Consider the following 18,994-nt stretch of genomic DNA (forward strand, 5'->3'; position numbering starts at 1 on the left):
TCTCGGCTGAAACGGAAAGCGCCCCGGCAGGGATTTGCCGGGGCGCCTTGTTCTTACGGTGCCGTGAGGCGCATCAGGCCACGCACTCCAGCCGATGGAATTTCGAGCGGGCGAAGACCAGCGCCTCGCCGCCCGCGAGAGCGACATCCTCGATCCGCCCGATGAAGACGGTGTGGCTGCCCGCCTCGGTCGCGGTGACCACCTCGCAGGAGATGGAGGCCAGCGCGCCCGCGAGCCGGGGCAGGCCGAGCGGGCAGCTCGACCATTGGCCGATGGCGAACTTCTCGAGCCCGCTCTGGCCCTGCGCCCCGGCAAAGGCCATGGCGACATCCGCCTGGCCCTGACCGAGCAGCTGCACGCTGAAGCGGCCGCTGCGGGCGATCTCCTGGCAGGTGCCGGTGCGCCGATTGACGCAGACCAAGAGGCTCGGCGGACTGTCGGTGACCGAGCAGACCGCGGTGGCGGTGATGCCGCGCCGGGTCTCGCCCGAGCCGGTGGTGATCAGCGTCACCGCCCCGGGAAAGAGCCCCATTGTCTCGCGGAAGGTCGAGATGTCGACAGCCATGTCAGGCGGCCTTGAGGCTGGTCAGATAGGCGCCGGCGGCATCGGGATCGGCGAACCACGGGAAGAAGTCGCGCGGGTCGTTGAAGCCGTTGGCAATGCGGTGCGCCAGGTCGGGCAGCACCTGCGCCGCGCCCATCAGTTCGAGCACGAAGGGCGGCGGCGGCAGCAGCATCATGTTGGTCCAGCGCACCACCCATTGCGCGTAGGTCCAGAAGGTCTCGAAGGTGGCGCGCATCCAGGTCTCGTCGAAGGACGCATCGCCGCGCGCAAGGATCGCGTCAAGGTAGACAGCAGCGGCCTTGGCGGCGTTGTTCGCGCCCTGGCCGGTGATCGGATCGTTGAGGCAGACGGCATCGCCGAGCCCGAGGATCTTGGCACCGGAGGGCAGGGTGCCGACGGGCTTGCGGACGGTCGGCGGGAAGCGCCCGGCAAGGATCCCGTTGCCATCGGTCAGCTCGATATTGGCGCAGCGCTCGGCTTCCCAGGGCACGAACTTATCGAGGATCTCCTTCGAGCGGGCGAGGTGCTCGGCGGGGGTGGAGACGTCCTTCCAGCAGTCCATCGGACCCTCGGGCACACCTTCGAAGACCATGATCTCGCAGGGGCCGCTGGTGGTCAGCGCAGGGAAGACGAAATACTCGCCCACACCCGGGATCAGGTTGAAGTTCACCGCCGAATGCTCGGGGCGGGGGGGTCATGCCGTGGACATAGGTCAGCGCCAGCGCACGCTGGGGCGCGGCAAAGGGCGAGCGGTCGGCGTCGCGCTCGAAGAGCTTGCCGATCTCGCCCTTGCCCGAGGCGACGATCACCAGGTCCGCCGCCTTTGCCTCGCGCTCGAGCATGGCGATGTCGGCGGTGGCGATCTCCATCTTGCCGCCGAGACGCTCGAACTCCTCGATCCAGCGCGGCATCTTCACGCGCTGGTCGATGGACTGTGCCTTTTGCTCGAGCCTGGCCGACCATTCGACCGCCTTGCCCGGACCCTCGGGGTTCGGGACGCTGAAGGAGATGCCCTCGACCGGCGGGCAGGCGTCTTCCCAGAAGTTGATCCCGAGGTCGCGCTCGAGCTGCAGCGCCGCGTCGAATTGGCACTGCGAGGACATCACCCGCCCGGCAGCGAGTTCGGGCCCGGTGCGGTCCTGGATGATCTTGACCTCGTAGCCCTTCTGCACGAGGCCGATGCCGAGTTGCAGGCCGGACTGGCCACCGCCCACGATGGAAATGCGTTTCATTGTTCTCTCCTGTTGGCTTTTGCTTTGCGGACCGGGTCAGTCCATGAGGCGCGGGATGGCGGGCTCGGCGCGCTCGGGGCCCATCGCGGTGTAGCCGCCGTCGACGCGGATGTCGGTGCCGGTCACGAAGCTGGCTTCGTCCGAGCAGAGGAACATCACCGTCGAGGCGACTTCCTCCGGGTCACCGACCCGCGGGAAGAGGTGGAAATCGGCACCCACCGCATCGGTCTTGGCCCGGTCGCCGCCGGTGAGGCTGTCCATGATGTTGGACCAGGTCCAGCCGGGCGAGACCGCGTTGACGCGGATACCGTCGGGCGCGAGGTCCATCGCCTGGTTGCGGGTAAGCTGCAGGATCGCGGCCTTGGACACCGGGTAGAGCCAGCGGCCGGTCTGCGCCACGCGGGCCGAGATCGAGCCGAAATTGACGATCGCCCCCTTGGTCTTGCGCAGTTCCTCTCGCGCCGCCTGCATCAGCATGACCGAGCCAACAAGGTTCACATCCAAAGCTTCAAGCCATTCGGCACGCGTGCTTTCTGCGCCGTTGTCGACATAGGTCGCGGCGACGTTCACCAGAAAATCGATGCGGCCGAAGCTGTCCTTGGCGGTCTGCACGACGCGGGCGATATCCTCGTCCGAGCGCAGGTCGGCCTGCACGAACACCACGCCATCGCAGGCCAGCTTCGCGCCGTTCTCGGCGTCGATATCCGCGATGACCACCTTGGCGCCATGGGATTTGAACGCCTCGACCACGGCGACGCCGATTTTCGTGGCACCGCCCGGCACGATCGCGACTTTGTCTCTCAATCCACGCATTGCGCGCTCCCTGTTTGTCATTTTTCTGAAATGAAAGCTTGCAGGGTCGTGGCGGATGCGCGCTATCCTGATTGCGCAGCCGGGATCCGGATTGCGCAAATTATGTTTCAAGGATGAAGGAACACCGCGGCGCCACCATGGAGCATCTCATGGGCCAGCTTCAGACCGGTCCCCGGAGGCCGCAGGGATTGCCGCTTGGCAGCCATCCACTCTTTGCGACCGAGGATCTGGACGAGGCGCGGGACCGGGTGGCGCAGGTCTATTGCGACCACCGGCTCGAGGTGATGGGCCGGGCGCCGCTGGCGGCGCAGCACAACCGGCTCGACGGGCAGGACCTGTCGGTCAACGTGCTGACCTATGGCGCGAAGACCCAGATCGCGCCGGGCCCGCTCGAGCAGTTCTACCTTTTCCAGTTTCCGCTGCGGGGTCATGCCTCGGTGAACAGCGGCGCGCGCGGCTACGAGATCGGCGACGGCCGCGGCGGGGTGCTCAATCCCGATGAGGACGTCAGCATGATCTGGAGCGAGCACTGCGTGCAGCTCATGCTGCAGATCGACCGCCGCGCGCTGGAGCAGGCGGCGCGGGCGGAGTTCGGCCTGCCGCAGGGCGCGCCGCTGCGCTTTGACGGGGCGCAGGCGCTGACGGGCGGGGAGGGCAGGTCCTTTCTCGGCTTGCTGCAGTTCGTGATCTCCGAGACCCAGCGCGGCGCCGCCTTGCTGGGGCAGGGCTCGGCGCTGGGGCGGCAGCTCGAACGCACGCTGCTGGTGGGGCTCTTGCAGTCGCAGGTCCGGCTGCCCGTGGCTGGCGCCATGGGCCTCGGGCAGGGCCATGCGCCGCGGATGATGCGCCTTGCCGAGGAGTTCATGCGCGAGAACCTCGGCGCGGCGCTGATGATCGAGGACATCGCCAGCGCGGCCGGGACAAGCGTGCGCTCGCTGCAGGCGGCGTTCCGCGCCCGCCATGGCTGCGGCCCGATGACCGTACTGCGCGACATGCGGCTCGAGCGCGCCTGGGAGGAGCTGTCGAACCCCGGCGCCGATACGCGGGTCACCGATGTTGCGACCGGGCTCGGCTTCTTCCATCTCGGACGTTTCTCGGAACATTACCGCAGGAAGTTCGGCTGCTCCCCGGTCGAGACGCTGCGCGCCGCGCTCAGAGCCTGAACCAAGCGCGGCGGGAATCCGGGAGCGGACCTCCGCTTTTCTTTGGCTTTCGGGCCTTTGGCGCCTAATCTTGCTGCGTGCGGTCGACGCGAGGGGGGATCGATTGAGCGACGAATTCGACCCGGGACTGGATCGCGAGGAGCGAGAGGGTTTCCTGCTGCGCCTCTGCAAAGGTCTTGAGGGAATTGCGGGGCCGTCGGAGATGCGGGCCTGTGCCTGCGGGATGCTGGCGGAACGGCTACGCGTCGACCGTGTCCGCTACCAGGCGTTGCTCCCGGAGCAGGGAGCGACACAGGAATGGCCCCTCCCGGCATGGCAACTCGAGATATTGCGCCGGGGCGCGCCGTTTGCCGTGGCGGACACGCAGGTCTCACCGCTGATCCCAGGAGAGGAACGCCCGGAGCTTGCCAGGAGCGGCACCGCGGCTCTGGCGTTGGTGCCGCTGGTCAGGCAGGACCAGAGCCTTGCCGCTCTCTGCCTGACCTCAAGTGCCCCCCCGGGAGTGGACACAGGCGGAGATCGCCCTCGTGCAGGAGGTGGCCGAGCAGCTCGAGGCGGCGATCGCGCGCGCCGGGGCCGGGCCGACCACCGGCAGCACCCGCTACCGCGCGCTTGTCGAGGCGATGGACGAAGCCGTCTGCGTGTTCGAGCGCCTGCCGCTGCGGCCGGACGGGCTGCGCGACTATCGCTACATCACCATGAACCCGGCGATGCAGGCGATGTTCGGCATCCCCGATCTGAGCGGCCAGTCGATCCGCGACAATTTCCCCGACGAGGTCGAGGATTGGTATGACGATTACGACCGTGTGCTGGAGACCGGCGAGGCGATCCGCTTCGAGCGCGGTTCGATCCCCCAGGGGATGGTGCTCGAGATGTTCGTGGCCCGTATCGAGGACGGGTCGGGCCGGAGCCTCATGGCGGTGATCCGCGACATCACCTGGCGCAGGATAGATGACAACACGCTGCGCGAGCGGGAGGCACGGCAGGAGCTGCTGCTGCGTTTCTCCGATCGCCTGCGCACGCTGGCCGCCGGCCCGGACGTCATGCGCGCCGCCTGTGCGCTGCTCGGCGAGGCGCTCGGGGTCGATCGTGTCAACTACGCCGAGGTCGAGGGCGAAGACTTCATCATCGCGCATGAGCATCACCGCGAGGGGCTCGCCAGCATGGCAGGCCGCTACCCGGCGTCCGGGCCCAAGACGGCCGAACGGGCGGCTCTCGAAGCGGGGCGGACCGTTGTGATTGCGGATGTCGACGCCGAGCCTGGGCTGCGCCCGGACCAGCGCGAAGTCTTCCGGGCGTGGGGCGTGCGTGCCTTCGTGTCGGTGCCGCTGGTGAAGGAAGAGCGCCTTGTCGCGGTGCTGAGCGTCATCAGGTCGCGTGCCGCGCCATGGAGGCTGCACGAGGTCGAGCTGGTCGGCGAGGTGGCCGAGCGCACCTGGGCTGCCGTTGCCCGGGTCCGATCCGAAAAGGCGCTGCGCGAGAGCGAGGAAAAATTCCGGTCGCTCTTCGAGACGATGACCCAAGGCTACTGCGAATGCGAGCTGGTCCGCGACGAGAGCGGCGGGGTGATCGATTGCCGTCTGCTCGAGATGAACCCGGCCTTCGAGCGGTTGACCGGCCTTTCCGCGGCGCAGGCGCGGGGGCGTGCGGTGACCGAAGTGCTGCACAGGGCCAAGCCATGGTGGGTCAAGGAATTTGCCGAGATGGTCAGCGACCGGCGCCCCCGGACCATCGAACGCGAAGTGCCGGAGCAAGGCCGCTGGTACGAGATCCGCGCCTATCACCGTGACGGCGATCGGTTTGCCGCCCTGTTCAGCGACACGACCGAGCGCAAGCGCATCGATGCGGCGCTTCAGGCAAGCGAAACCCGCCTTCGGGCACTGGTCAACGCGACCTCCGAAGTGGTCTACCGAATGAGCCCGGATTGGCAGGTCATGTGGGAGCTGGATGGGCGGGGATTCGTCAAGGACACCCATGAAGCGACGAGCGACTGGCTCTTTGCCTATATCCCCGCCGAAGATCAGCCGGAGGTGACCGCGGCGATCCGGCAGGCCATCGAGACCAAGGGCGTCTTCCAGCTCGAACACCGGGTCAAGCGTCCGGACGGGACCCTGGGCTGGATGTTCTCGCGGGCAATCCCGCTGCTCGACGAGGCCGGCGAGATCGTCGAATGGTTCGGCGCGGCCAGCGACGTGACCCCCCGCAGGCAGGCCGTCGAGGCGCTCGCGCACACGCAGCGCCTGAAAGCGGTGGGCCGGCTCGCCGGAGCCATCGCGCATGATTTCAACAACCTGCTGACGGTGATCATCGCCAATATCGAACTCTCCGAGATGCGCGAGCGTGCCGAGGAGAAGACGCAGTTCCTCGACAAGGCGCTGAAGGCCGCCCAGCTCGGAGAGCGCCTGAACCAGAGGCTGCTGACCTGGGCCGGACAGGCTCCGATGCAACCGAAAGAGGTGATCCTGAACGATCTGGTGACCGAGACGGGGGCCATCCTGGATCGCTCCATCGGCGAGCGCTTCACCTTGTCCCTCGATCTGGCACCGGATCTCTGGCCCTGCTTCATAGACCCGGCGAATGTCGACAGCATGGTGCTCAACCTCGTGGTCAACGCGCGCGACGCGATGCCGGACGGCGGCGAGATCCGCCTGTCCACCGCCAACGTCCCCGCAGCGGAGGTCCCGGTGCAGCCGGGGGCCGCGGCGGCGCCGGGAGACCATGTCTGCCTGTGCATTTCCGACGACGGGTTTGGCATGTCCGAGGAGGTCCGCAGACGGGCCTTCGAGGCGTTCTTCTCGACCAAGGAGCAGGGCACGGGGGTCGGCCTGGGCCTGTTCAGCGTCAAGACCGTGGTGCAGCAGTCCGGCGGGTTCCTGGAATTCGACAGCGCGCCGGGGCGCGGCACGACCTTCCGGCTCTACTTCCCGAGAACCAGCGGGGCACGTGACGTCACTCCGCTGACGGAGGCCGACACGCGCCAGCCACCGGCCCCGCTGACCCATCCCCTCATTCTCGTGGTCGAGGACCAGAAGGCCGTCAGGGACGCCACCCGCGAGCGGCTGCAGTCCCTCGGCTACAGTGTCGTCGAGGCCGCGGACGCCGAAGAGGCGCTCGGGATCCTGCGATGGCAGAGAGATATCCGCGTGGTGTTCAGCGACGTGGTGATGCCGGGCGAGATGAGCGGCCGGGATCTGGCCAAGCGGGTGCTGCATGACTTCCCGGGGGTCGAGGTGCTGCTGACCGCCGGCTACATCGCCGAGACCTCGCCCAAGGGCGTGGACGATCCGACGGCGAATGTCCCGGTGCTGATCAAGCCCTACCGGCTGCACGATCTCGCAGCGGCGCTCCGCAGCCTGCTGGCGGCGCACCACACCGGCACCGGCGGCTGAGCGGCGGCCCACGGTCGGGCTCCGGCAATGACCGCCGTCAAGAACACCCGGGACATTCCGTGCGACACTGGCATCGGCCCTTGGCGCGGCTCCGGACTCCATGGGCCTCATCCCTGGGTCGTGGCACGGATCGGGAGGGGCACGAGATGGCACAGGACACGCAACGTTTCGCGGACCGCCGGGCGGCGGGGCGCGCCCTGGGAGCCCGGCTCGCGTCCCTGTCGCTGGAGGCACCGATCGTCTACGCGCTGCCGCGCGGCGGGGTTCCGGTCGCGCTCGAGGTGGCCCGCGCGCTCGGGGCGCCGCTCGACCTGATCTTCGTGCGCAAGATCGGGGCGCCGGGGGTGCCGGAGGTCGCGCTCGGGGCCATCGTCAACGGCGAGGCCCCGCAGATGGTGATCAACGAGGACGTGCTGCGTGGCTCCGGGGGCGACACCTCCTATCTGGAACGGGCTAGGGCGCGCGAGCTGCAGGAGCTGGAACGGCGCCGCAAGCGCTACCTTGGAAACCGGCGGCAGCTCCTCGCCAAGGGCAGGACCGCGGTGATCGTGGACGACGGTCTGGCCACGGGGGCGACGATGAAGGCGGCGATCATCGCCATGCGGCACCAGGAGGCGCGTGCGGTCTGCGTCGCAGTGCCGGTGGCGCCGGCCCGGGTGGCGGTGGAATTCGAGGGAATTGCCGACCAAGTGGTCTGCCTGCATCCGGCCCAGAGGTTCTACGGCGTGGGCGGATTCTACGACGACTTCCACCAGCTCAGCGACGAGGAGACCCAGGGGCTGCTACGCGAGGCCTGGGCCGAGGAGGTCTCCGCCGGAGACTCGGCGGTGCCCTCGCGCCGCAGCGTCTCGGTGCCGCCGCTGGCGCTGGCCGGAGATCTTTCGGTGCCCGCCGATCCGCGCGGGCTGGTCATCTTCGCCCATGGCAGCGGGTCGAGCCGACTCAGCCCGCGCAACCGGGCGGTGGCCGATGCGTTGATCGCACGCGGCTTCGCGACGTTGCTCTTCGATCTGCTGACCCCGCAGGAGGCGCAGGACCGGCGCAACGTCTTCGACATTCCGCTGCTGGCCGAGCGGGTCGTCGCGGCGGTCGGCTACGTCGCCAGCGAGCCCGATGTCGCCGAGTTGCCGGTCGGTCTTTTCGGCGCCAGCACCGGGGCCGGGGCGGCGCTGGTCGCCGCGGCCGAACTGGGGCCGCGCATCGGGGCCGTGGTCTCGCGCGGGGGGGCGGCCCGATCTTGCCGGCCCGCATCTGGCACAGGTCACCGCGCCGACGCTGCTGATCGTCGGCGGCAACGACGCCCATGTGCTGACGCTCAACCGGCAGGCGCTCTATGGCCTGAACTGCGAGAAACTGCTGAAGATCGTTCCCGGCGCCAGCCATCTCTTCGAAGAGCCGGGCACGCTCGAGGCGGCGACCGAAATGGCCTGCACTTGGTTCGAACACTACCTGCAGCGCCCGTCCGAGGCGGTGCACCCCCAGCCCGAGACGCATCTGCTTGGCGACGATGCCATCGTCACCGCCCTGCGCGGCGCGGCGATCGCCTTGCCCGAACCCGAGGATCCGGCCTTTGGCGCGGCCTTCGACGACTACGGCGCGGCGCGGATCGTTCTGCTGGGCGAGGCCTCGCATGGCACGTCGGAGTTCTACCGCGCCCGCGCGGCGATCACCCGGCGACTGATCGAGCGGCACGGCTTCACCCACGTCGCGGCGGAAGCCGATTGGCCGGACGCCGCCGCCATCGACCGCCACATCCGCGGCAGGCCCGGGGCCGCCTCCCGGCGGGTGCCCTTCGCGCGCTTCCCGACCTGGATGTGGCGCAACCGCGAGTTCGACGATTTTGTCGCCAGCCTGCGCGATCACAATGCCAAGGTCGAGCCCGACGAGCAGGTGCGCTTCACCGGGCTTGACCTTTACAGCATGACCGCCTCGATCGCGGCGGTGCTGGAATATCTCGACCGGGTCGACCCGGCTGCGGCAAAGGAGGCCCGCCAGCGTTACGCTTGCATCGATCCCTGGTCGCAGGAGCTTGCCTCCTATGGCCGCGCCTCGCTCAGCCGCGGCTATGCGCTCTGCGAGGCGCCGGTGATGCGCACCCTGCTCGACCTGCTGCAGAGCGAGCTGCACTACGTGGCGCGCGACGGCGACGCCTTCTTTGACGCGGTGCAGAACGCCCGGCTGGTGGCCAATGCCGAGCGCTACTACCGGGTGATGTACTACGGCTCGCATGAATCGTGGAACCTGCGCGACCGCCACATGTTCGACACGCTGAAGCGCGTGCTCGAAAGGGGTGGCCCCGACGCCAAGGCCGTGGTCTGGGCACATAACTCGCACATCGGCGACGCGCGTTTCACCGACATGGGCAGCGCGCGCGGCGAGCTGAACATCGGCCAGATCTGTCGCGAGGAATTCGGCCGCGAGGCCGTGCTGATCGGTTTCGGCACCCACAGCGGCACCGTGGCGGCGGCCTCGGAATGGGATGCGCCGATGGAGGTGAAGGCCGTGCGCCCCTCGCGCCCGGACAGCTACGAGGCGCTTTGTCACGCCGTGGGAGAGCCGCGCTTCCTGCTCGACATGGGCCGCGAGATGGACCCGGCGCTGCGCCGGGCGCTGCGCGATCCCCGGCTCGAGCGCTACATCGGTGTCATCTACCGCCCCGAGACCGAGCGCTGGAGCCACTATTCCCACGCCACGCTGCCGGACCAGTACGACGCCTTTGTCTGGTTCGACGAGACCCGGGCGGTGACGCCGGTTCCGACCCGGGTGATCGCCGGCGAGGACGAGACCTATCCCTTCGGCCTCTAGCCGGGCGGCGGCTGGCGGGTCAGCCGGGCCCCGAAGGGGCCAGCGCCCGGCCGCAGCCTGTCCGGGCCGGTGTCAGCGCTGCAGCACATAAAGGCCCGGTGCCGCGCAGAGCGGCGCGTATTCGGTGCCGGGCACGCCCGTCTCGGGCGGCGCGGTCTCCTTCCCGGGCCCCATCCGGTGCAGCCAGTTCACCCAATGCGGCCACCAGGAGCCCTCTTGCGGCGCGTGCCGGGCATGCCAGTCGTCCGGCCCGGCATAGGGCGCGCCGGCCGGCCGGTGCCCGAGCCGGAAACTGCGCCGGAAGCTGCGCCGGCCCTGGCCGGGCGGGCTCAGGATGCCGCCGTTGTGGCCGCCGCTGACCAGCGCGAAGGTCATGTCGCTGTCGGAAAAGAGCGCGGTCTTGTAGACCGAGCGCCACGGCGCGATGTGGTCCTTCTCGGTGGCCAGCACGAAAAGCGGCGCGGCGATGTCCTTCAGCGCGATGACCCGCCCGTCGACGGCGAAACGCCCGGCGGTCAGGCGGTTCTCCAGGAACAGCCCGCGCAGGTACTCGGAATGCATGCGGTAGGGCATCCGGGTGGCGTCCTTGCTCCAGGCGCCGATGTCGAACTCCTGCTCCTCCTCGCCCATCAGATAGCGACGCACCAGCCGCGACCAGATCAGGTCGCGGTCGCGCAGCACCCGGAAGGTGCCGGCCATCTGCCGCTGGTCGAGATAGCCCTGCGCCCACATGAGATCCTCGAGATAGGCGATCTGCGCCTCGTCGACGAAGAGCATCAGTTCGCCGGCCTCCGAAAAGTCGGTCTGCGCCGCGAGCAGGGTGATCGAGCCGAGCCGTTCGTCGCCGTCGCGCGCCATGGTGGCGGCGGCGATGGCGAGGATCGTGCCGCCGAGGCAGTAGCCGCAGGCGTGCACCCTGCGCCCGGGGCAGATGGTGGTGACCGCCTCGAGCGCCGCCATCACCCCGTCGCGCCGGTAGGCATCGAGCGACAGGTCGCGATCCTCGGCACCGGGGTTGAGCCAGGAAATGCAGAAGACGGTGAAGCCCTGCGCCACGAGGTAGCCGATCAGCGAGTTCTGTTCGCTGAGATCGAGGATGTAATATTTCATGATCCAGGCGGGCACGATCAGGATCGGATCGGCATGCACGGTCTCGGTCGCGGGCGCGTATTGGATCAGCTCGAAGATATGGTTGCGAAAGACCACGGTGCCGGGCGTGCAGGCAACGTCCTGTCCCGGCATGAAGGTCTCGGGCTGTTCCGAGTGCAGCACGCCGTCGCGCAGCCAGTCCTCGGCCATCAGAGCCGCGCCGTCGATGAGGCAGCGCCCGCCGCTGCGGGCCATGGCGTCGAGCACCTCGGGGTTGAACCACGGCAGGTTCGAGGGCGACAGGGCGTCGAGCCCCTGCCGCGCCATGAAGGAAACCCGCGCGCTCTCACGGGGGTTCATGCCGCGCTGCCGGCTGGTGGCAACCTCCCACCAGTCCTCGGCGGCGAGAAAGCCCTGCATCCAGACCCGCGAGACCGGGTTGGCCCAGCCCTCGCCGTCGAAGCGGTGATCGTCCGCAGCAGGGCGGAAGCCGCGCGCGGTGTCCCAGATGCCGGTGAGCGCCTGCCACTGGTTGTGCCAGAAGCGTTCGGCAAGATCGGTCTGCCGGCCCGGCGCCTTGAGCAGGTTCACCGCCCAGGCCTGCCAGGCCGAGGCCGCAGCATAGGGCGAGACGCCCATGGTCAGCCGCGCCCGCATCGAGGCCAGGGCCCGGTCCAGGCTTGCGTAGAAGCCGTCGTGCACCCAGACCTCGGGCACCCTGGGAGGGGGGCAGGCGGAAGGCGCGACCGTCGGCGCTGGCTGCGATGCGGCGGGGGGCGGGACAAGCTCGGACATGATCGCTGCTTTCGTGCGTATGGCGGCACGGGCCGCCGGGGCCGGGTGACCGGGCTATCTTGAGACCATCGATGTGGCAGGTACAGCCCGGCCTCCCCGGCAAGGGCGGGATCCGCCCTCGTCGCCCTGCGGCAAATCGCGCGCAGGGCCAGTTCTGTGGGGGCCTCCTGCCTGCCGGGGCAACCCCGGTCCCCGGTCGGGAGCCGGGCGACAGCTATCCCGCGTCGGGGCGGGCCGTCTTGGCAGGCGTGTCGTTCCGGTTGGCCCAGCTCCTGTGCGGCAGGGCGGGCGGAAGACTGGTCACACCCCTGCCGATGCCATCTTCGTTGCATCGGGCAATGAGCCGCAGCCGGGACAGGTCCGTCACCTCGATCCGGTCGGGCGTGAGCAGCCGTATGGCGCCCTTGTCGTTCAGCTGGCGCAGCGAGCGGCAGAGCGTCTCGACGGTCATGTCCAGCAGCGAGGCCAGGTCGCGGCGGCTCAGGAGGATGTGCAGCTTGCGCTGCTCCCCGGCGTCTGCATCTGCGAGCTCCTCGAGAAGCCAGAAGGCGAGACGCTGCAGCGTGTTGCGCCCGCGCATGTTCATCACGGAAAGCTGCATTTGCTCGAGCTGCTGGCGCATCGTCACCATGTAGGCATGGAAATGCGAGGGCTGCTCCTTGAGGAAGCTGTCCCAGGCGCTGCGGGACATCCAGCAGACCGCCGCCTCGCTCGCCGTCACCCAGGAGAACAGGCTGCCGGCGCTGTCGGGAACGTAGACCAACTGCCCGCGCCGCATGATCTGCAGCAGGTGCTCATCACCGCCCTTGGTGACTGTGCCGACCTTGATCACACCGCTGGCGATGAGCCCGATCCGGTCGAGCGGCTCTCCCTGCTGCACGATCTCTGCGCCCCGCGCATAGGTCGTGAGGCTGCTTCTGCTCAGGATTTCCCGTTGGGAATCGGCATGCAAAGTGCTGCAGAACCCGAACTTTCTTGCCGCGCAGCGGCCGCAGCGGACCTCCTGTGCCTGACGTAGAATCGCGTTGGTCTGCATTTCCCCCCCCCCCTCGCGCTGACCCTGCAAGGTTAATGATTTCAGAAGGTAGAATGTGAAATCATCAGTAGAATTGAGTAGAATTGTGTAGTGCCTCGGTTCGAAAGGCTCTTTGGGCCGATCGACCGTCTGTCTTGCGTGGCGTGAGGGGGGCTCACCCGCGGCAAGGAGCGAGCTGCCGCAGGTCAGGCGGATGTGACCTCGACCCGCCGCACTGCCGCAAGGGCCGATGGCGAGTGCAGCAGGGTCTCCTTCAGCGCCTCGTTGGCGCACTGCGCCTCCAACTCATCGCGAAGGCCGCCGAATCCGGACCATTGGCGCAGCGGCGCGCGGCGGGGTCCATCCCGGGACACGGGCCAGAACACCGGGATGCCGGGTTTCTTGGACATGGGGATTTCCATAAATATACGGGTGCGCCGCCGACCGAACCCGAGGAACGGAGACGAGCCTGTCGGCGGCGTCATCCGCGGTTCCGGCCGGGGGAGCCGGGGTGGGCTCAGGGTCAGCTGATCCGCGAACTATCTAGACTTAATGCGATTTCCCACTTAGCGCATTGACGGCCATCAACCGCGGAGGCGGCGCGGGGCCGCGCTTTCGTCGCGTGTCACTGAAGGGACTCCGGCACCGATCCGGGGCGCCGCGTCAGTCAGCCGACCACCACGGGATGCGTCTCGGGCCGCGGCTCGAGGGCATGGGCCAGAACGTCATCGACGGTCTTCAGCCAGACGAAGCCGAGCTGCCGGCGCGCGGTTTCGGGGATGTCCTCGAGGTCGGGGCGGTTGCGCTCCGGCAGCAGAACCTGGGTGATCCCGGCCCCCGCGGCGGCGACCACCTTCTCGCGGATGCCGCCGACCGGGAGCACCAGCCCGCGCAGCGAGATCTCCCCGGTCATCGCCGTGTCGCTGCGTAGCCTGCGATCGAGCAGAAGCGAAGCCAGTGCCGCGAAGATCGCCGTGCCGGCGCTTGGCCCGTCCTTGGGGGTTGCGCCGGCGGGGACGTGGATATGGATGTCGGAGGTCTCGAAGAGCTCGGGATCGATGCCGAGGCCGGTGGCCCGGGCCTTGACCAGCGTCAACGCGGCCTGCGCGCTCTCGCGCATCACCTCGCCGAGCTGCCCGGTCAGGGTCAGCCGCCCCTTTCCCGGTACCCGGCTGGCCTCGATGAAGAGGATATCGCCGCCGACCGGCGTCCAGGCGAGTCCGGTGGCCACCCCCGCAAGGCCGGTGCGCAGGGCGATCTCGTTCTCGAACCGGGGCGAGCCCAGCACCGGCGCGAGGTCGGCCTGGGTGATGCTGCGCGGCTCGGTCCTGCCCTCGGCGAAGCCGACCGCCACGTGGCGCAGCAGCGCGCCGATCGCACGTTCGAGCCCCCGCACCCCCGCCTCGCGGGTGTAGCCGCGGACGAGGGCTTGCAGGGCGTCCTCCTCGATCCGCGCCTGCTCGGCGGTGAGCCCGGTCGCGGCAAGCTGCGCGGGCACGAGGTAGCGCTTGGCGATCTCCAGCTTTTCCTCCTCGAGGTAGCCGGCGAGGGCGATGATCTCCATCCGGTCGCGCAGAGGCGCGGGGATGGTCTCGAGGCTGTTGGCGGTGCAGAGGAAAACCACATGCGACAGGTCGAAATCTACGCCGAGATAATTGTCGCGGAAGGCGGCGTTCTGCGCCGGGTCCAGCACCTCGAGCAGCGCTGCCGAGGGATCGCCGCCCAGCCCTTGGCCAAGCTTGTCGATCTCGTCGAGCATCAGCACGCAGTTGCGCGCCCCGGCGCGGCGGATCTGCTGGATCACCGTGCCGGGCATCGCCCCGACATAGGTGCGGCGGTGGCCGCGGATCTCGGCTTCGTCATGCACCCCGCCAAGGCTAAGTCGCGCAAAAGGCCGGTGCAGCGCCCGCGCGATACTCTGGCCCAGCGAGGTCTTTCCGACGCCCGGCGGCCCGACGAAGCACAGGATCGGTGCCTTGCCCGCGGGGGCGAGGCGGCGCACCGCGAGATATTCGATGATGCGCATCTTGATCTTCTCGAGCCCGTAGTGGTCGGCGTCTAGCGTCCGGCGCGCCTCGGCCAAATCGACGGGTGTTTTCTCGGGCAGCCGCCACGGCAGGTCGAGAATAGTGTCGATCCAGCCGCGCAGCATCGCCACCTCGGCGCTGCCCGGCGCCATGCTCCCGTAGCGGCCGAGCTCGGCAAGCGCGTGCCGCTCGGTCTCTTCCGGCATGCCCGCCGCCATGATGGCGCGGGACAGCTCGGCGACCTCCTCGCCGTTGCCGGCACCGGTCTCGCCCAGCTCGCGACGGATGGCGGCGAGCTGTTCGCGCAGGATAACCTCGCGGTGGCGCCCCTCGAGCTCCTCGCGGGCCTGCTCGTTGATCTCGCGGGTGATGCGCAGCACCTCGACGCGGCGGCTCAGCTTCCGGGTCATCGCCTCGATGCGGGCAGCGACTTCGACGGTCTCGAGCATCTCCTGCCGCTCGTCGGTGGACATCTCGGAGTACCCCGCCGCGAGATCGGCGAGGTAGCCCGGATCGTCGATCTGCGCCACCGACTCGGCCAGCCCCTCGGGCGCCTCTGGGAGCATGTGCAGAAGCTGCACCGCCAGTTCGCGCAGGTGCAGGAAACGGGCCTCGGTTTCGGGGCGGGTGTCGCGAATGTCCTCGACGGCTTCGACCTTGGCGACAAGGAAGGGGGCGTCCGGGATAAGCTCCAGCGGGCGGAACCGCGCGCGGCCGCGGCAGATCAGGTGCCGGCCCTCGTCGGGGGTGGTCACGTAGCGCAGGATCTCGGCCAGGCAGCCCATGTCGTGCAGCCCCGCGGCGTCGGGCGCATCCTCCTGCGGCGCGCGCTGCAGCAGGATGCCGATCGGCAGGTCGTCGCGCAGCGCCCTTTCGACCGCCGCCACCGAGGACGGCCGACCGATGGAGAGTGGAAAGACGGTGCCCGGAAAGCCCACGAAATCGCGCACCGGAAGCAGGATGAGCGCGTCTTCCGGGATCTCGAAGGAGGCGGGTTCGGGAGGGCGCGTCTCGGTCATTGCTTGGCCTCCGCGAGCTTGGCGAGCCGGACGACGAGACAGCCCGGCGCGGTCTCGCGGCTCACCCGGTAGGGCGCATCGGGAATCGTGACGCGCCGCTCGAAGCGGCCCCAGGGCAATTCCAGCCGCAGGATCGAGGTTGCCCCCAGTTCCGACGGGCGCGCCCGCAGGCCTCGCAGGGTCAGGGTGCCGCCCGCGACCTCGATCTCGACCGTGGCCGGATCGACCCCGGGCAGCACCACGTAGGCCACCAGTTCCGTCGCGGTCTCGATCAGATCGAGAGGCGGCTCCCAGGTCATCGGCTGACCCAGCCCGAAGGCCAGCTGCCGCAGTTGATCGAGATGCCCCAGCCGGTGCAGAGCATCCGCGAGCATCCGGTTCTCGATCGATTTCCCCATGGTCTTCCTCCGTCCTCCGGCGCCACCCTGCGCCGCTCTCGGCGCGCGCGCATTGTTTGCGCGCAATCACCCAGGCCGGGCAGCTTCAAAGCGACGTGATCGCCGGAGGCGCGCCGCGGAGCGCGATCTCATACCGCCTCCAAGGACGGGCGCGCGCGGCCGTTCACTTCGACAGGAGCACCGGCAGTGGGGCGAATTCCAGCAGGTCCCGGGTGACCGCGCCGATCACGAAATCATAGAGCTGCGAATGGCCGAAGGCGCCGGTCACCAGCATCTCGGCGCCGAATTCCTGTGCTGCGGAGATCAGCGTCTCGCCCCTTTGCTCGACGGTGGCGCTGCGTTCGGTCACCGTCACCCGAAAGCCGAGGCGGTCCAGCGAAGTGGCGAAATCCGCCTTGCCGTCGATGCCCGGGACGGTGCGCTGTGCGCGCGACACGACCGTGACAAGCTCGATCTCGGCGCCATCCTGCGCAAGCGCCAGAGCATCATGCGCCGCCCGCGTCGCCTCGCGGGTGTCGCTCCAGCCGATGGTCATCCGGGCGACGGGGCCGGTCAGGCTCGCCTCGGCGGACAGGACCAGCACCGGGCGCCCAAGATTGCGAACGACCCGCTCCAAAAGGGTCCGATCGTCGGGCGAGCGGGTGAGCGTTCCATTGGTCCCGGCGAGCACGATATCCGCCCCGCGCGCGCCCGAAAGCAGGAACTCCTCGGCACCAAAGAGGAGGGTCTGAGGCCGGTATTCCCCAAGAATCCCCATGGCTTTCGCCTGTTTCTCGAAAATGGCCCTGATTTTCTCCGAGTCCTGCTCCTCCCATTCCTGCATGCTGGCATAGATGAGCGGCTCGGCGCCGGTTCCATCCGTGAAAATCATCGGGTTGTAGGGGTGCAATACGGTCAGATGCGCATCATGGGCGGCGGCAAGGGTCGCGGCCTGTTCGAGACTCCATTCCGCCTCTTCCGGATCAAAAACGAGAAGGGCAATCGTTTTAATGGACATTTTTGATATACCTCAAGTGGCTGAGATCTTGGCAATAGAGGTCCCGGGCCGAATGGTCGGATTGTCTTGAAAGGTGTTGTCCTCATTCCTGGCCGCGCCACGAAAACCCGGTTGCGCCGGCCGGGTCACCCAATCCGGCAGCGAGCTGGCGCGACCGCGCCCAATCTGCCCGCCGCGCTTGGCGTCGTCATTGACGGTCGTCATCCCGCTTGCGATCTGCCGGCTCTGCCAGGTCTCTGGCGATCCTGACCTGGCCGGTGAAAACGTAGCCGACACCGCGCACCGAGCGGATCAGCTTTTCTCCAGTGGTCGGCGACTCGATCTTGCGCCGCAGCCGTGCCACGTGTCCGTCGATCGTCCGGTCATCGGGCGACCAGTCCCGCCCATGCAGGGCCTGGGAGATCTCGTCGCGGGTTAGGATACGACCAGGATGCTGCACAAAGAGCGCGAGCAGCCTCTGCTCGAGACCGGTCAGCTCGACCGGGGTTCCGTCGAGATGCGTCAGGACACCGCGCTGCACCTCGAACATGGCATGGTCTAAAAGAATGTTCGACTGTTCGGATATCTCGCGGTTGTAAAGATCGAGGGTCTTTTTGACGCGCAGCACGACTTCCTTTATGTGGAACGGCTTGACTATATAGTCGTCGGCCCCGAATTCCAGCCCGCGAATGCGGTCTTCCACAGCGGCCTTTCCGGAAATCATCAGGATGGGGATATTCCACCTCTCGCGCAGCGCCTGCGCGAGAGAAAGCCCGTCTTCATTTCCAAGCATCAAATCAAGCGTGACCAAATCAACCTGTTGGGTTTCCAGCGCTTCCCACATGGACGCGCGATCGCTGGCTTCCAAGGCCTGCCAGTTCTGGGACTCAAAGGCAGCGCAAAGAGCCTCACGCACTCCACTTTCATCGTCGACAACAAGAATTGTAGCGCGGTCCATATTCGCTCCCTCCCTCGAGGGAATGTATTATCAGAGAGTCGCGGCGTGTATAACGGAACATGTAAATAAATCCATAATTCAACCTTGGCGTGCACTGTAATCTATTTATACAACTAAGAGTATTGCGGCTGCCTCCTGCGGTACGATGGTCGCCGCTGCTATGCGGCCTCTCGCGGGGTGATGCGCAAGGCGCGGAGCGCGTTGAGGATCACCGCCACGTCGATCACCTCCTGCAGCAGCGCGCCCTCGACCGGCTCGAGGTATCCCAGCGCCGCGGCGATCATCCCGATCACCGACAGGCCGATCCCCGCCACGACGCTCTGCAGCGCGATCCGCCGGGCGTCGCGGGCTATGGCGATGCCGGCCACCAGCGGATCGATCCTGTCGACCAGCAGCACCACGTCGGCGGCCTCAGCCGAGGCGGCGGCACCGCGCGCGCCCATGGCCACGCCGATATCGGCCACGGCAAGCGCCGGGGCGTCGTTGACGCCGTCGCCGACCATCATCACCGGGCCGCCCGCGCGTTCGCTCTGGACCAGCGCGACCTTCTCGTCGGGGGTGAGCTCGGCCTGGATCGCGTCTATCCCGAGCCCCGCGGTCACCCGGGCGGCCACGTCGGGACGGTCGCCCGTGGCGAGCACGAGCCGGGCGATACCTTCGCGGCGCAGCCCCTGCAGCGCGGCGCCGGCACCGTCGCGCAGCGGGTCGGCCATCACGAGGTGCCCCGCCGGGCTGCCCGTCCAGCGCCAC

The 18,994-nt window shown here is 68.3% G+C and carries 16 protein-coding genes and 1 pseudogene; 4 read left to right on the forward strand and 13 right to left on the reverse strand.

Annotated features, from left to right (window positions below; translation table 11 throughout):
• Nucleotides 1-73: 73 nt before the first annotated feature.
• The 4 genes from CLG85_RS12645 to CLG85_RS12660 are packed head-to-tail and all read right to left on the reverse strand — an operon-like array spanning nt 74 to nt 2,610.
• Nucleotides 74-565 (reverse strand): flavin reductase family protein, encoded by a 492-nt coding sequence (locus CLG85_RS12645; protein ID WP_095883719.1) that lies wholly within the window; start codon nt 563-565, stop codon nt 74-76.
• A 1-nt stretch (nt 566) separates the two neighbouring features.
• Nucleotides 567-1,157: a styrene monooxygenase/indole monooxygenase family protein gene (locus tag CLG85_RS12650; RefSeq protein ID WP_512699371.1), complete on the reverse strand. Its 591-nt coding sequence runs from the start codon at nt 1,155-1,157 to the stop codon at nt 567-569.
• The gene (locus CLG85_RS27430; protein ID WP_375796920.1) at nt 1,060-1,797 is read right to left on the reverse strand and encodes a styrene monooxygenase/indole monooxygenase family protein; all 738 of its coding nucleotides are present in this window, start codon (nt 1,795-1,797) and stop codon (nt 1,060-1,062) included. The genes CLG85_RS12650 and CLG85_RS27430 overlap by 98 nt, the downstream gene beginning before the upstream one ends.
• Nucleotides 1,798-1,833: 36 nt before the next feature.
• Nucleotides 1,834-2,610, reverse strand: coding sequence for an SDR family oxidoreductase (locus CLG85_RS12660; protein ID WP_260349014.1), 777 nt, complete (start codon nt 2,608-2,610; stop codon nt 1,834-1,836).
• 113 nt (nt 2,611-2,723) lie between these two features.
• Here CLG85_RS12660 and CLG85_RS12665 point away from each other — a divergent pair, with 113 nt between their 5' ends.
• From CLG85_RS12665 to CLG85_RS12675, 3 genes and pseudogenes are all read left to right on the forward strand, one after another.
• Nucleotides 2,724-3,773, forward strand: a complete 1,050-nt coding sequence (locus tag CLG85_RS12665) for an AraC family transcriptional regulator (RefSeq protein ID WP_260349015.1) — start codon at nt 2,724-2,726, stop codon at nt 3,771-3,773.
• Nucleotides 3,774-4,300: 527 nt separating this feature from the next.
• Nucleotides 4,301-7,162, forward strand: a complete 2,862-nt coding sequence (locus CLG85_RS12670) for a PAS domain-containing protein (protein ID WP_260349016.1) — start codon at nt 4,301-4,303, stop codon at nt 7,160-7,162.
• A 146-nt stretch (nt 7,163-7,308) separates the two neighbouring features.
• Nucleotides 7,309-7,764 (forward strand): annotated as a pseudogene (locus tag CLG85_RS12675) (phosphoribosyltransferase); the annotation flags it as partial.
• Nucleotides 7,765-7,898: 134 nt separating this feature from the next.
• On the opposite strand, the gene CLG85_RS12680 reads toward CLG85_RS12675, so the two are convergent.
• Nucleotides 7,899-8,219: a hypothetical protein gene (locus CLG85_RS12680; protein ID WP_260349017.1), complete on the reverse strand. Its 321-nt coding sequence runs from the start codon at nt 8,217-8,219 to the stop codon at nt 7,899-7,901.
• 56 nt (nt 8,220-8,275) lie between these two features.
• Between CLG85_RS12680 and CLG85_RS12685 the strand changes: the two genes are divergently transcribed.
• The gene (locus CLG85_RS12685) at nt 8,276-9,967 is read left to right on the forward strand and encodes an erythromycin esterase family protein (protein ID WP_260349018.1); all 1,692 of its coding nucleotides are present in this window, start codon (nt 8,276-8,278) and stop codon (nt 9,965-9,967) included.
• Nucleotides 9,968-10,039: 72 nt separating this feature from the next.
• On the opposite strand, the gene CLG85_RS12690 is transcribed toward CLG85_RS12685, so the two are convergent.
• The 8 genes from CLG85_RS12690 to CLG85_RS12725 form a co-directional block, all read right to left on the reverse strand.
• Nucleotides 10,040-11,851, reverse strand: a complete 1,812-nt coding sequence (locus CLG85_RS12690; protein WP_260349019.1) for a PHA/PHB synthase family protein — start codon at nt 11,849-11,851, stop codon at nt 10,040-10,042.
• A 214-nt stretch (nt 11,852-12,065) separates the two neighbouring features.
• A complete protein-coding gene (locus CLG85_RS12695; protein WP_095884136.1) occupies nt 12,066-12,887 on the reverse strand; it encodes a Crp/Fnr family transcriptional regulator in 822 nt (273 codons plus the stop codon).
• A gap of 185 nt (nt 12,888-13,072) precedes the next feature.
• Entirely contained in the window at nt 13,073-13,276 is a 204-nt protein-coding gene (locus CLG85_RS12700) for a hypothetical protein (RefSeq protein WP_095884137.1), read from the reverse strand.
• Nucleotides 13,277-13,533: 257 nt separating this feature from the next.
• Nucleotides 13,534-15,912: an endopeptidase La gene (lon, locus tag CLG85_RS12705; protein WP_260349021.1), complete on the reverse strand. Its 2,379-nt coding sequence runs from the start codon at nt 15,910-15,912 to the stop codon at nt 13,534-13,536.
• Nucleotides 15,909-16,310: an Hsp20/alpha crystallin family protein gene (locus CLG85_RS12710; RefSeq protein WP_095882001.1), complete on the reverse strand. Its 402-nt coding sequence runs from the start codon at nt 16,308-16,310 to the stop codon at nt 15,909-15,911. Before CLG85_RS12710 ends, lon begins: the two co-directional genes overlap by 4 nt.
• A 163-nt stretch (nt 16,311-16,473) precedes the next feature.
• Nucleotides 16,474-17,307 (reverse strand): universal stress protein, encoded by an 834-nt coding sequence (locus CLG85_RS12715; RefSeq protein ID WP_095882000.1) that lies wholly within the window; start codon nt 17,305-17,307, stop codon nt 16,474-16,476.
• Between the two features lie 187 nt (nt 17,308-17,494).
• Nucleotides 17,495-18,244 (reverse strand): response regulator transcription factor, encoded by a 750-nt coding sequence (locus tag CLG85_RS12720; protein ID WP_095881999.1) that lies wholly within the window; start codon nt 18,242-18,244, stop codon nt 17,495-17,497.
• A gap of 158 nt (nt 18,245-18,402) precedes the next feature.
• Nucleotides 18,403-18,994, reverse strand: a 592-nt coding sequence (locus CLG85_RS12725; RefSeq protein WP_260349022.1) for an HAD-IC family P-type ATPase, incomplete at its 5' end; no start/stop codon positions are given.

The sequence above is a fragment of the Alloyangia mangrovi genome, assembly GCF_002300555.2.
Classification (GTDB): domain Bacteria; phylum Pseudomonadota; class Alphaproteobacteria; order Rhodobacterales; family Rhodobacteraceae; genus Salipiger; species Salipiger mangrovi.